The 13,379-nt window shown below is 65.8% G+C and carries 12 protein-coding genes; 5 read left to right on the forward strand and 7 right to left on the reverse strand.

Annotated elements, in window-relative coordinates:
• The first annotated feature begins 167 nt into the window (after nucleotides 1-167).
• On the forward strand, nucleotides 168-1,550 hold the full coding sequence (locus tag AC3QL2_RS22460; protein ID WP_493232539.1) for a porin: 1,383 nt from the start codon (nucleotides 168-170) through the stop codon (nucleotides 1,548-1,550).
• A gap of 301 nt (nucleotides 1,551-1,851) precedes the next feature.
• Nucleotides 1,852-2,445: a flagellar basal body rod protein FlgB gene (gene flgB, locus AC3QL2_RS22465; RefSeq protein WP_493232540.1), complete on the forward strand. Its 594-nt coding sequence runs from the start codon at nucleotides 1,852-1,854 to the stop codon at nucleotides 2,443-2,445.
• A gap of 54 nt (nucleotides 2,446-2,499) precedes the next feature.
• Here the strand turns inward: flgB and AC3QL2_RS22470 are convergent, their stop codons facing one another.
• The 5 genes from AC3QL2_RS22470 to AC3QL2_RS22490 form a co-directional block, all read right to left on the reverse strand.
• Nucleotides 2,500-2,667 carry a hypothetical protein gene (locus AC3QL2_RS22470; RefSeq protein WP_493232541.1) on the reverse strand — a complete coding sequence of 56 codons (168 nt, stop codon included), beginning with the start codon at nucleotides 2,665-2,667 and terminating at the stop codon, nucleotides 2,500-2,502.
• A 204-nt stretch (nucleotides 2,668-2,871) separates the two neighbouring features.
• Nucleotides 2,872-3,960 carry an alkene reductase gene (locus AC3QL2_RS22475; RefSeq protein WP_493232542.1) on the reverse strand — a complete coding sequence of 363 codons (1,089 nt, stop codon included), beginning with the start codon at nucleotides 3,958-3,960 and terminating at the stop codon, nucleotides 2,872-2,874.
• 41 nt (nucleotides 3,961-4,001) lie between these two features.
• Complete coding sequence (gene yqhD, locus AC3QL2_RS22480) at nucleotides 4,002-5,165, reverse strand: alcohol dehydrogenase (protein WP_493232543.1); 1,164 nt, start codon at nucleotides 5,163-5,165, stop codon at nucleotides 4,002-4,004.
• Nucleotides 5,166-5,256: 91 nt separating this feature from the next.
• Complete coding sequence (gene curR / locus AC3QL2_RS22485; RefSeq protein WP_493232544.1) at nucleotides 5,257-5,841, reverse strand: TetR family transcriptional repressor CurR; 585 nt, start codon at nucleotides 5,839-5,841, stop codon at nucleotides 5,257-5,259.
• Between the two features lie 213 nt (nucleotides 5,842-6,054).
• Nucleotides 6,055-6,972, reverse strand: a complete 918-nt coding sequence (locus AC3QL2_RS22490; RefSeq protein ID WP_493232545.1) for a LysR family transcriptional regulator — start codon at nucleotides 6,970-6,972, stop codon at nucleotides 6,055-6,057.
• A gap of 118 nt (nucleotides 6,973-7,090) precedes the next feature.
• On the opposite strand from AC3QL2_RS22490, the gene AC3QL2_RS22495 reads away from it, so the two are divergent.
• Together AC3QL2_RS22495 and AC3QL2_RS22500 are read left to right on the forward strand one after the other, a co-directional pair.
• Nucleotides 7,091-8,062, forward strand: a complete 972-nt coding sequence (locus AC3QL2_RS22495) for an aldo/keto reductase (protein ID WP_493232546.1) — start codon at nucleotides 7,091-7,093, stop codon at nucleotides 8,060-8,062.
• Nucleotides 8,055-9,314: a benzoate/H(+) symporter BenE family transporter gene (locus AC3QL2_RS22500; RefSeq protein WP_493232547.1), complete on the forward strand. Its 1,260-nt coding sequence runs from the start codon at nucleotides 8,055-8,057 to the stop codon at nucleotides 9,312-9,314. Before AC3QL2_RS22495 ends, AC3QL2_RS22500 begins: the two co-directional genes overlap by 8 nt.
• Nucleotides 9,315-9,362: 48 nt before the next feature.
• Here AC3QL2_RS22500 and AC3QL2_RS22505 read toward each other — a convergent pair whose 3' ends face one another.
• On the reverse strand, nucleotides 9,363-10,553 hold the full coding sequence (locus AC3QL2_RS22505; protein WP_493232548.1) for a globin domain-containing protein: 1,191 nt from the start codon (nucleotides 10,551-10,553) through the stop codon (nucleotides 9,363-9,365).
• 190 nt (nucleotides 10,554-10,743) lie between these two features.
• Here AC3QL2_RS22505 and AC3QL2_RS22510 point away from each other — a divergent pair, with 190 nt between their 5' ends.
• Complete coding sequence (locus AC3QL2_RS22510; protein ID WP_493232549.1) at nucleotides 10,744-11,181, forward strand: RrF2 family transcriptional regulator; 438 nt, start codon at nucleotides 10,744-10,746, stop codon at nucleotides 11,179-11,181.
• 46 nt (nucleotides 11,182-11,227) lie between these two features.
• Here the strand turns inward: AC3QL2_RS22510 and AC3QL2_RS22515 are convergent, their stop codons facing one another.
• Nucleotides 11,228-13,024 carry a sigma 54-interacting transcriptional regulator gene (locus tag AC3QL2_RS22515; RefSeq protein ID WP_493232550.1) on the reverse strand — a complete coding sequence of 599 codons (1,797 nt, stop codon included), beginning with the start codon at nucleotides 13,022-13,024 and terminating at the stop codon, nucleotides 11,228-11,230.
• Nucleotides 13,025-13,379: the final 355 nt, after the last annotated feature.

Below are 13,379 nucleotides of genomic sequence, written 5' to 3' on the forward strand. Positions count from 1 at the left end.
CCGCTTAAATCCCGTTGAACCCCATTTTTCTCCGTCACTGGAGAGGAGGACTGCTGCGCCCTGAAAACGTCATCGCCACCCATCCGACACACCTTGCCCGTCCGCCTGGACGGGCGCCAAAGCCATAAGAAACACGGACATCGATCCATGTAAGGGAGGAGTACACCATGAAGAAATCATCCATCGCCCCGGGTTCCATCGCCCGCCGCCCGCTGAGCCTGCTGTTGCTGGCCGCCTTCGGCACTGGCGCCGCCGCACCGGCTTTCGCCGAGAGCGAGATCGACGCGCTCAGGCGCGAACTGGCCGAACAGCGCCAGCTGATCCAGCAACTGATGAAGAACCAGGAGGAACAGAAGAAGACCGAGATCCAGACCGGCGGTCCGGCCCGCGGCGCTGGCCTGCAGATGGGGGTACCGACCGGCCCGTCCGGCACGCTGACGATCTACGGTGTGGCCGACGTCAGCGCCTCGACGGTGAACAGCGGTTTCGGCCAGAAATCGACGATCGGCTCGGGCGGCATGACGTCCTCCCGCCTCGGCTTCAAGGGTGAGAAGGAACTGGGCGACGAAGTGAACGCCGTCTATCTGATGGAGGCCGGCATCCTCTTCGACACGGGTTCCGTCGGTACCGGCGCGATTACGCCGGGCATCAACAACACCGCGGTGTCCAGCGGTGGCCAGACCAGCAACGGCAGCCAGATCTTTTCGCGGCAGATCTACGCGGGGCTCTCGACCCGCTTCGGTACGCTGACGGCTGGCCGTCAGTACGCCGGCTCCTATACCTCGTCGGTGATGTCGGCGGCGATGGGCGCCGGTTTCTTCGGCTCCTCGGCGGGGTTCCTGCCGGTGATCGGTGGCATGCCGACGCGGCTCAATAACTCGCTGGTGTATGCCTCACCGAAAATGGCTGGCTTCTCTGGCCAGCTAACGCTGACGAGCGGCAGCGAGAACAACGTGAACATGGTCACCCCGACGGCGGCCGGGGCGACGACGGTCACCACCGACAAGGCCGGCCGTGGCGGCGATCTGGCGCTGTACTACGCGGGCGGCCCGGTGAACGCGACCTTCACCGCGTGGAACCTCGACAACGGCAGCTACGTGGCCCCGGCCAGCGGCCCGCAGGAAACGGGTTTGGCGAAGCGGCGCGGCTGGCAGGTCGGCGGCAGCTACAACCTGGGCTTTGCGACGCTGTATGGCAACTATGTGGCTGGCCGGATCAGTGGCGGCAACTACGAGAACGTGACGGGCACGCTGTCCAAGGCCGAAGGCTGGAGCGTCAGCGCGGGTATCCCGGTGTGGCGCGGCAAGATGCTCGTGAGCTACAGCCAGCTCGACGACAAGTCGATCAAGAACCGCGACGCCAACCTGCTGGGCCTGGGCTATGCCTACAAGCTGCAGGATTCGACCACGCTGTACGGCACGTGGGGTAAGGTCCTTAACAAGACCAACGGCACCTACAGCCTCACTGACGGTGGCAACCTGGTCGGCACGGTGGCCAAGCCGCGTTACGACCCGAGTGGCTACATGCTCGGTGTCAATCACGTGTTCTAAGACGTGTTCTAAACCCTTGCGGGCAAGGCCTGGTGGCGTGGGGACAAGGGACGGTCGCTTGCCTTCATGCCGGAAGCGCTTGCGCTCAAGCAAACCCGGCGTGGCGCCGAGGCGCGTGGGCTCGCGCCCGAGCGCCGTGCCGTTGCGGGCAAGGCCGGATGCGTCGGTGCCGGCGCACTACGCCTTGCGCGCGAGCGCTCAGCGATTGCCTGCGGGCCGCAGGCGAGTCGCCCGGGTAAGCGGGCAAAAAACACACCACCATCGGCTATTGGCGATGGACAAGGGATGCTAAGGTTGCGCCATGGCTTCCATCCCTGATCTGAATGCGCCCTTGGCATTGCTGCGTCCCGATGCCACTCCGCTCACCGGGCGGGAGATGGCCGGCAGCGACGAGGCGGGTTCGTCCTTCGCCGAGTTGGTGTCCCAGAACATCAAGCGGACGACGGTCAATGGCCTGCGCACGGATTCCCGCCACATGGCCCTGCCGCCGCCGGGCAGCACCGACGACGATTACGACGAGCGGGTGCTCAACGTCTTGTCGGAGCGCCAGCAGGTGATCGCCTCCAACATCGCCAACGCCGATACGCCCAACTTCAAGGCCCGCGACGTGGACCTGAAGGACGCGTTGCAGGCGGCGCTGACGCCGCCGACGGCACAGCTCAAGATGACGTCCACAACGGGTGGGCATCTGCCCGGACGCACCGAACGCATGGCCCAGGCACTGGCCCTCAAATACCAGGTGCCCGGTCAGGGGGCCGTGGACGGCAACACCGTTGAGATGGACTCCGAACGGGCCAAATTCGCCGAGAACGTGGTACGGCTGGAATACTCCCTGAACCAGGTGCAGGGCGGCTTCAAGGATCAGGCCAAACTGTTGAACAGCCTGAAGAATTGAGTGTCCGCGGGCTGAGGTGCCGCGGCATCGTGTTGCCGCGGCGCTGCGACCTTGTCAGCAATTGCCCTTCTTGGCCTGGCCCGGCGGGCAGAAGCCGCCATTGCCATTGCCGTTACCGGCTGGACGTGAGCCGGGATCGACGATCACCGAGCCGGCGGGCGTGTAGACGGCACAGGCGGACAGCAGCGACGTGGCGGCGAGGAGGGTGATGAGGGTCTTCATGCGGTAACTTCCAAAACTGAAAAAAGTGAGCGCCGATTGTACGTGCCGGAGACTTCCGGCGACAACGGACCCACTTTGCGGGGATCTATCCGGGCTGGACCGACATCCTGAGCGCATTCCGCAAGCGCTCCGTTCAAGACTTCGAGCGTTTTGCCCGCTGCACGCAGGCCGTTACCAGACCAGCGTGCAGCGGGATCGAGCGGATCAGCCGGCCAGCACCGGATAGTCGGTGTAGCCCTCGGCACCGCCTCCGTACAGCTTGTCGGCGCGCAGTTCGTTGAGCGGCGCGTCTTCCTTCAGGCGGCGGACCAGGTCGGGGTTGCTGATGAAGGCGCGGCCGTAGGCGATCAGGTCTGCTTCGCCGTTGCTTACTGCCTCGAAGGCACTGCCGCGGTTGAAGCCGTTATTGACCATCCACGGGCCGCCAAAGGCGCGGCGCAGGGCTGCGTAGTCGAAGGCCGGGGCGCCTTCGGGCGCACGTGCGCCGCCGGTCTCGCCCTCGATGATGTGCAGGAAGGCCAGCCCCAGCGGTGCCAGTTGGCCGATCACGTAGTCGTAGAGGGCTTGCGGGTTGCTGTCCACCGGCGAGCTGCCGCCGAAGGTCATCAGCGGGCTGAGGCGGATGCCGGTGCGGGCAGCGCCGATTTCCGCGGTGATCGCTTCCACCACTTCGAGCAGCAGGCGCGCCCGGTTGGGGATGCTGCCGCCGTAAGGGCCGCTGCGGTCGTTCACGCTGTCGCGCAGGAACTGGTCGAGCAGGTAGGTGTTGGCGGCGTGGATCTCGACGCCGTCGAAACCGGCTTCGATGGCGCAGCGGGCAGCGTGGCGGTAGTCCGCGACGATACCGGGCAGTTCGTCGTCACGCAGCGCACGCGGCGTAGACGTGGGTACGAAGCCTTCGCGGGTGAAGGTCACTGTCTCGGCGCGGCGGGCGGTGGACGACACCGGCGAGGCGCCATCGGGCAGCAGGGAGGTGTGGGAGATGCGGCCCACGTGCCACAGCTGGACCACGATGCGGCCGCCGGCGGCGTGCACCGCGTCGGTCACCTTGCGCCAGCCGGCGACTTGTTCCGGCGTGTAGATGCCCGGGGTGTCGAGGTAGCCGTGGGCCATCGGGCTGATCGGGCTGGCCTCGGTGATGATCAGGCCGGCGCTGGCGCGCTGGCGGTAGTACTCCACCATCAGCTCGTTGGGTACGCCGCCGGTGGCGCGGTTGCGGGTCAGCGGCGCCATCACGATGCGGTTGGCGAGTTCGATGGCGCCGATGCGGACGGGGTCGAAGAGGGTCGTCATGGTCGGGTTCCTTGTGGTCGAGGGACTTGCTTGAGGGGAAATCAGAGGGCGGCTTCGAGAACGCGGCGGCTGAGGGCCAGATCCACATCCTGGCGTTCGCCAAGAGCGGTCATGCCGTGGGCTTCCAGTTGGGCGACGAGGCGTGGTACGGCGTCGGCGCCGATGCCGTAGTCGCCGAGGTGGGTTTTCACTCCGAGGGATTCGAAGAAGGCGCGGGTGTGGGCGATGGCCGCGTCGATGCGTTCGTTGTCGCTGCCGGACTGGATGTTCCATACGCGGGCGGCGTATTGCAGCAGCTTGTCACGCTTGGCCTCGCGGCGCAGGTCGAGCATGGCCGGCAGCACGGCGGCGAGGGTCTGGGCGTGGTCGAGGCCGAACATCGCGGTGATCTCGTGGCCGATCATGTGGGTGGCCCAGTCCTGCGGCACGCCGGCGCCGATCAGGCCGTTGAGGGCTTGCGTGGCGGCCCACATCAGGTTGGCACGCACGTCGTAGTCCTGCGGTGTGGCCAGCGCCTGCGGGCCGACTTCGACGAGGGTCTGCAGCAGGCCTTCGGCGTAGCGGTCCTGCACCGGCGCGTTGGCCGGGTAGGTGAGGTATTGCTCGACCACGTGCACGAAGGCGTCCACCGCACCGTTGGCGATCTGGCGGGTCGGCAGTGTGTAGGTCTTGGTCGGATCGAGGACCGAGAAGCGCGGGAAGGAATGGGCGCTGGCGAAGGGCAGCTTGGCATGCAAGGACTTGCGGCTGACCACCGAGAAGTTGTTCATCTCGGAACCGGTGGCTGGCAGCGTCAGCACGGCGCCCATCGGCAGCGCTTCGGTGATGTGGGCACCGAAGGTTTCGAGGATGTGCCAGGGGTCGTTGCTGGCGCTGTAATTGACGGCGGCGGCGACGAACTTGGTGCCGTCGATCACCGAGCCGCCACCGACGGCGAGCAGGAAGTCCAGCTTTTCGGCACGGATCAGCGCGACGGCTTCCATCAGCGTCTCGTAGGCCGGATTGGGCTCGATACCGCCGAAACGCTTGACGGTGCGGCCGGCGAGGGCGCTTTCCACCTCGGCCAGCGTGCCGTTGCGCTCGGCGCTGCCGCCGCCGTACAGCACCAGTACGCGGGCGTCGGTGGGGACCAGCTCATTGAGGCGGGCAATGCTGCCTTCGCCAAACACGATGCGGGTCGGATTGAAGTAATCGAAGTTCAGCATGGGTATTCCTTTTGTATGAATAGACCAGTCGTCTAGTTTTTCGGCAAGTGATGTCTCGGAGCGGCAGCCTGCGCAAAGGTTCAAAAAGGGTTCAAAGGGACAGGATTTTTTTTGTCGCGCCCATCGCGTGCTCGAGTGGGCATTCGGTGCGATGCAGCTTGGCCAGCAGGCTGGCGCCCAGCCACAGTTGGTACAGCGTCCGCGCGGTGTCGAGCGGTTCGAGGGTCGGCAGGGAGCCGTCGGCGGTGCCCGCCGCGATGCAGTCCGCCAGGCGGCCGATGACGCGCTCGGTGCCGTCGCGCAGGGTGAGGCGCATGGCTTCGGACAGGTCGGCGACCTCCGCGCTGAGCTTGACCACCATGCACTTCTGCTCGTCGCAGCCCTCGCACTGTGTGTCCCGCCATTGCTGCCAGTAGCTCAGCAGGCGGTCGCGGGCCGGGAGTTCGGGGTTGGCGAACAGGCTGTCGATGAAGCCCAGGTAGCGGGTGAAGAAGTCTTCCAGCAAGGCCTGGCCGAACTGCTCCTTGGACTTGAAGTAGTGGTAGAAGGAGCCTTTCGGCACCTCTGCAGACTGCAGCACTTCGTTGAGGCCCACGCAGGAAAAGCCCTTCGCCGCGATCAGATGGCTGGCGGTGTCGAGGATGTGCTGGCGGGTATCTGCGTAAGGCTGCTTCATGGATGTGAATCCTAGATCGGATTAGACCAGTCGTCTAGAGGTTTTTATTCGGCGCGATAAAGATCTGACTCCAGACGAAAAGAAGCCCGAGCGACCGGGGAGGTTGCTCGGGCTTAAATCCACACCAAAGGAGGAGGGTGGAGGAGACAGGTTTCATATTAATGAAATTGATGTTGCGGCGCAATATAAACATGTAACAGGCCGTAACAAATTTCACGGCTGTTGCGGGTCGCGCGTTCGCTGCACTGCAAACAAGCCTTGCAGCCACTCGATGAAGACCCGGACCCGCGGCGACAGGTGGCGGTTCTGCGGGTACAGCACGGTCAGCGGCAGGGACGGCGGGCGATGGTCAGGGAGAACCTCCACCAGCGTGCCGGTGGCGAGCTGCCGGGTGACGTGGTAGGCGGGGGCCTGGATGATGCCGAAGCCGGCCTCGCAGGCCGCCACGTAGGAATCGCCGCTATTGACGGCCACCGTGGACGGCAGCGAGCGCGTCACGACGGTGGCGCCATTGGTGAACTCCAGCGGGATCGATTTGCCGGACGAGGCGGACAGGTAGTCCACCATCCGGTGGGCGTCGAGCTCGTCCAGCGTACGTGGCATGCCGTGGCGGGCCAGGTAGTCGGCGCTGGCGCAGCTGAGCTGCCCGAGGTGCCCGAGCGGCCGGGCGACGAGCGCTGAATCGCGTAGTTCGCCGATGCGCAGCACGCAATCCACGCCTTCCCGCACTAGGTCGATCTGCCGGTCGCTGACGCTGATCTCCAGGCTGATCAGCGGATAGCGGGCGCAGAACTCGGGCAGCGCCGGCATTACCAACAGCCGGCACAGGGAACCGGACATGTCCACCTTCAGGCGGCCGCGCGGGTCGCGGGCGGCCTGGGAGAAGGACGCTTCCATGTCGTCGATGTCGGCCAGCACCGCCACGCAGCGCTGGTAGTAGGCGTCGCCGTCGAGGGTCGGGCGGACCTGGCGGGTGGTGCGCAGCAAGAGGCGCGTGCCAAGGTGGGCTTCGAGCTGCTTGATGATCTGTGTGGCCGAGGCCCGTGGCAGGTCGAGCTGCTCCGAGGCGCGGCTGAAGCTGCCCAGCTCGACGATGCGGGTATACAGCCGCATGGCTTGCAGATGGTCCACGGCGTGTCGATTGTTTGTTTGAGACAAACAGTGTTGCCGTTTTCAACACATTTATCAATCCACCGCCAATACTCATAATCCTCCTCAAGATCCGCATTGCATCAAAAGGAGATATGGCATGGATTACGCACGATTCGGCTCCACCGGCCTCAAGGTGTCGCCCCTGTGCCTGGGCTGCATGACTTACGGTAAATCGAGCTGGCGTGAATGGGTGCTCGACGAGGAGGCCAGCCGCGGCTTCATCCGCCAGGCGCTGGACGCGGGGATCAACTTTTTCGACACCGCCGACATGTATTCCCTCGGCGCCAGCGAGGAGATCCTCGGTCGCGCGCTGCGGGACTTCGCGTCGCGGGACGACATGGTGATCGCCACCAAGGTCTTCTACCCGATGAGCCAGCGGCCGAATGATCGCGGCCTGTCGCGCAAGCACATCATGGCCAGTATCGACGCGTCCCTGAAGCGACTGGGCACGGACCATGTGGACCTCTACATCGCCCATCGCTTCGATCCGGAAACGCCGATCGAGGAGACGTTGCAGGCCTTCGACGACATCGTCCGCGCCGGCAAGGCCCGCTACATCGGCGCGTCGTCCATGTATTCCTGGCAGTTCATGAAGATGCTGGCCTTCCAGGAGCGCCATGGCCTGGCCCGCTTCGTGTCGATGCAGAACCACTACAACCTGATCTACCGGGAAGAGGAGCGCGAGATGCTGCCCCTGTGCCGGGAGGAGGGCATTGCCGTCACCCCCTGGTCGCCGCTGGCCCGTGGCCTCCTCGCCGGTTCGCGCAAGACCCAGACGACGCGCGCGAATACCGACAACCTGGCCCATGCGTGGTACGACCAGCAGGCCACCGAAGACGCCATCGTCGCGGTGGTGGAAACCGTGGCGCGGGAGCGAGGCGTGCCGGCCGCGCAGGTGGCGATTGCCTGGGTGGCGAGTCGGGCCGGCATCACCGCGCCCATCGTCGGCGCATCCAAGCCCCATCACCTGCAGGATGCGCTGGCCGGCATTTCGTTGAAACTGACGGCGGAGGAGGTGGCCCGCCTCGAGGCACTGTACCGGCCGCGCGGAGTGGCCGGCCATGACTGAGCGTGTGTTGCAGGGCTGGGGTGCCGGTGACGACACCGACGATCAGCCCAACCAGAGTGCGGAGAAAACCATGCTGAGCAAGGACTGGTCGGTGTCGTCCGTCACGGCGGGCTTCCTGGCGGTGCTGATCTCCTATTCGGGGCCGATGATCATCTTCTTCCAGGCCGCCCAGTCGGCCCATGTGTCGCCGGACATGATCTCCTCGTGGGTGTGGGCGGTGTCCATCGGTGCGGCGCTGTCGGGGATCTTCCTGAGCTGGGCGCTGAAGGTGCCGGTCGTCACCGCTTGGTCGGCGCCGGGCACGGCGCTGCTGGTGACGTTGTTTCCCGGCCTGTCCCTCAACGAGGCGGTGGGGGCCTACATCACCGCCGCGCTGGTGATCTTCGTGATCGGCATCACCGGCTACTTCGACCGGGTGCTGAAGCACGTGCCGAAGGGCATCGCCGCCGGCATGATGGCGGGCATCCTGTTCCAGTTCGGCAGCAACGCGTTCAAGTCGGCCGGCTCGATGCCGCTGCTGACCTTCAGCATGGTGGCTGCGTACGTGATCCTCAAGCGCCTGCTGCCGCGCTACTGCATGGTGCTGGTGCTGCTGCTCGGTGTTGCGCTGGCGGTGGGCATCGGCGGGGCGGACCTGAGCAAGGTACAGCTGAGTTTCGCCACGCCGACCTTCATCCGGCCGGAGTGGAGCTGGGGTTCGACGCTGAGCCTGGCGCTGCCGCTGGTGCTGGTCAGCGTCACCGGGCAGTTCCTGCCGGGCATGGCGATCCTGCGCAGCTCGGGCTATTCGACGCCGGCCCGGCCGATCCTGGCGATCACCAGCATCGCGTCCCTCGTGGTGGCCTTCTTCGGTGGCATCACCATCGTCATCGCGGCGATCACCGCGGCGCTGTGCACCGGCAAGGACGCCCATGACAACCCGGCCAAGCGCTACGTGGCGGGGATTTCCAACGGGGTGTTCTACCTGATCGGCGGCTGCTTCGGGGCGACCATCGTGTCCCTGTTCGCGGTGCTGCCGAAGGAGTTCGTCGCGCTGCTGGCTGGCCTGGCGCTGATCGGCGCGATCACCGCCAACATCATGGGCACGATCAACGAGGCCGACCACCGGGAAGCGTCGATCATCACCTTTCTGGCGACGGCGTCGGGGATGAGCTTCCTGGGCCTCGGCTCCGCCTTCTGGGGCGTGGTCATCGGCTCCTTCGCCTACCTGGTGCTGCACCGGCTGCAATGGCCGGCGCGCCAGGCGTCCTGAACGGAGGCAGGGGATCGGCAGCGCATGCCGACCCCTGCCGCACAGGGCTTACTGCAGTTCGGCGAACAGGTCGGGCCCGAAGACTTCGTAGTGGATGCGGTCGCGGGCAACGCCCTGATCCAGCAGCTTGCGGCGCTGCTCCTGCATGAAGGGCAGCGGGCCGCACAGGTAGAAGTCGCCGTCGGCGGGCAGTTCGACGGAATCCAGGTTCATGCGGCCGGGCAGGGCCTGGGGATCGGCATCGGTATCTTCCAGCCACAGGTGGTAGCGGGCGTCTGCCAGCGCGTCGACGCAGGCTTCCACCTCGTCGCGGTGGGGGTAGCGGTCGGCCGCCGCGGTGGCGTAGGCGAACAGCACCGGCCGTTCGGGTTGCGTCGCCGCCAGGTGGCGCAGCATCGAGACCATCGGCGTGATACCCACGCCGGCGCTGATCAGCGAAACCGGACGCGTGTCGCCCTGCAGGCGGAAATCGCCGGCCGGCGGGCCGACGCGGAGCTGGTCGCCGACCTCGATGCTGCCGTGGATGCGGCTCGACACCGCGCCGGCCGGGGCCGCCTCGCCTTCGGCGACGTGCTTGACGGTGATCCGCCAGCCGTCATTGCCGGGGGCATCCGACAGGCTGTATTGGCGCACCTGGGTCAGCCCGGCTTCGGGGATCGGCAGCGCCACGCTGAGGTATTGGCCGGGCACGAAGTCCGGCAGCGCCGCGCCGTCGCGGGGCTTCAGCGTCAAGGCCACGGTATCGGCACTGGTGACTTCCTTGTGGGCCACGTCCATCACCGGCCAGTCCTGGCCGGCCTGCCAGTCGCGCTCCTGGTACAGGCGGGCTTCGCGGGCCACCAACTCGGTGGCCATCAGCCAGTAGACCTCGTCCCAGGCAGCGGCGATTTCCGGGGTGATCGCGGCGCCGAGCACTTCGCCGAGGGAGGCCATCAGGTGGCGGCCGACGATGGTGTACTGCGCCGGCGTGATACCCAGGCTGACGTGCTTGTGGGCAATGCGGTCGAGCACGGGGCCGATGATTTCCGGCTTGTCCATGTGCTTGGCAAACGCGTACACGGCGCCAGCCAGTGCCTGGGCCTGGTTGCCGCTGGCCTGGTTGCCCATGTTGAAGAGGTTCTTCAGGTCGGGGTTGTGGCTGAACATGCGCGCATAGAAATGGCGCGTGATGGCTTCGCCGTTGGCCAGCAGGACGGGGACGGTCGCCTCGATGAGCGGGCGGGCGGTGGTGGACAGCATGGGGGAGATCCTCTCTGTGGGTTCTGTCTGGGGGGCAGTGACTTCGGGCGCCTTGTTTCCGGCGCAAGATTTAAGTTGACTCTAAAATGCATCTTTATAAGAGTCAACGAAAATGAATCTTTAAGGGGATACCCTATAATTGGCGGCATCGACGCCCGGCAGGGGCGTGTTTCCGAGGCGACCGCCGGCCATGCACATCACCCAGCACACCGATTACGCCCTGCGCGTCCTGATCTTCCTGGCGTCCAACGAGCATCGTCTGCCCACGATCCAGGAGATCTCCGAGCGCTTCGAGATCTCCCGCAGTCACCTGATGAAGGTGGTCAATCAGCTGATCCGCAACGGCTTTGTGGACGGTATCCGCGGCAAGGGCGGCGGGCTACGCCTCGCCCGGCCGGCGGAGGATATCCGGATCGGCGAGGTGGTACGCAAGATGGAGGTGGATCTGGCGCTGGTGGAGTGCTTCACCGAGGGCAGCCGCTGCCTGCTCACGTCGCGCTGTCGCCTGAAGGGGGTGTTCGATGTCGCGCTGGAGGCCTTTTTCAAGTCCCTCGACACGGTGAGCCTGGCCGAGGTGCTGGGGCCGACCCAGCGCGAGATCCTGCACGTGCTGTTCCGGGCAGGCTGACCGCTGCCCAGGCGCACCCCCCGGTCGGAGCGCGCCGCAGGCGGGCTTATTCGCCCTCGTTGATGATGCCGCGGCTCTTCAGCCGATAGACCATCTGCGGCCGGGTGATGCCGAGCAGGCGCGCGGCGGCGGCCACGTTGCCCTGGGCGCGCTCGATGGCGCGCTTGAGGAGGAGGGTCTCGATCTCGTCCAGCGACACCTTGTCGCAGTCGTCGTGGTCGTCGAGGAGCAGGTTGCTGACGCGCCGGCTGACGCGCTCGACTTCCCGGTCCTGGGTCAGTTCGGTGACGAAGACCGACGGGTCCATGGCCACCAGCTTGCCGTCCTTGTTGATCGTGAAGCGCTGCTCGGTGAAACGCTCGCCGCTGGTGAACAGGTGGGGCGCGTCGATGGCGCCGCCCTCCGGCGCGAGGATCACGCCGCGCTCGATGACGTTTTCCATCTCGCGGATGTTGCCCGGCCAGTTGTAGGACAGCATGGCGTCCACCGCCCGCTGCGTGAAGCCGGTCAGGCGGCGGCCGTGGCGGGTGTTGAACTTGGACAGGAAGTGGGTCATCAGCAGGGGGATGTCCTCGCGACGCTCGCGCAGCGGGGTGATGCGCACCGGGAAGACGTTGAGGCGGAAGAACAAGTCTTCGCGGAAGCGTCCGGCCTTCACCTCGTCGCGCAGGTCCACGTTGGTTGCGGCGATCACGCGCACGTCCACCTTGCGGGTCTGGGAGTCGCCGAGGCGTTCGATCTCGCCCTCCTGCAGCGCCCGCAGCAGCTTGCCCTGGGCGCTGGCGCTGAGGGTGCCGATCTCGTCGAGGAACAGGGTGCCGCCGTCGGCCCGTTCGAAGCGGCCCAGACGGCTCTGCAGCGCACCGGTGTAGGCGCCGCGTTCGACGCCAAAGAGTTCGGACTCGATCAGCTGTTCCGGGATCGCCGCGCAGTTGACGGCCACGAAGGGCTTGTCGGCGCGGGCGCTGAGGCGGTGCAGGGTGCGCGAGAAGACTTCCTTGCCGACGCCGCTTTCGCCGAGGAACAGCACCGTCGCCTGGGTTGGCGCCACGCGACGGACCAGATGCATCACCGAGTTGAAGCTCGGCGACATGCCCACCGGCATGTCGGTCGGGATCTGCTCCGCGCCGGGCTGACCGATGGCGCAGGCCGGCCGCACCGTATTCGGCGGCACGCCCATCTGCAGCGTCTCCGGCATCATGTAGCGCAGGTCCTCGGCGGCCTCCGGGCCCCATTCCTCCACCAGCTTGCCGATGATGCGGCACACCGGGTGGCCCATCGACTGGCACTCGACTTCGCGGTAGAGCACCTGGCGGCCCATGAATTCCGACGAAAAGCCCGACGCATAGCCGATCTGCATCCAGCAGGCCGGCTCGGTGCCGATGGAGAAGTGGCGGATGTGCTCTTCGTCCTCGACCGGGCTGGTCCAGATGAACTCTCCGTAATGGATGCCGCGCTCCACGTCGCACTCGATGCGCACCGCTTCCGACACACCGATGCCTTCCAGGCAGTGCATCTGTGGGCCGACCACGAACATGTCGTGGATCGAGGTCTTGGGGCGCACCTTGCGGGCCAGCTGCGCATCGGCGACGCCGGCGTAGTAGCCCATGCGGGTCATGAAGCCGCGGGCCACGTCGAGGCCCAGCAGCTCGATCATGTCCCGGCGCAGCATGCCCAGCGCCTTGGCGTGGACCAGCAGCATGCGCTGGTCGTCGAGCCAGATGCGGCCGTCGCTGGTAGAAAAGTGCAGGCGCCCCATCAGGTCGTTGACCTCGGGGAAGTGCGGCTTGTCGGCGTCCATCTGCTCGGGCGGTACGACGGGCAGATGGCCTGGTGGGATCACGGGGGGACGGCTGGCCGATTTCACGGGCGAACCTCCCGGGCATTGTGGATTCTGGTGTGCATTGTGTCTCCCTCCTCAATGCTTATAGGTTTGTATCAGAGCCGCGGGTAGTAGCACGCGGCATGCCTGAAGCCGATGCAATGTCGGTCAGCCTGAAGATACGCCGGTTGGCGGTGGGGGAACAACTCCGGATGACCCTGCTGCCGGCAGGGGCGTGAATGCATTGATTCATTGTGCAGTGCATTATTAATGAATGGATTAAAGCATTTGATTCATTCGCCGGGGCATCCCCGCTCCAGCTGAAGCATACCTGTGCCCCTCCAAAAAATCTCGAGAATTGACCCAAATCCCGCGC

The organism is Zoogloea sp. GW822-FHT05C07 (assembly GCF_058800215.1).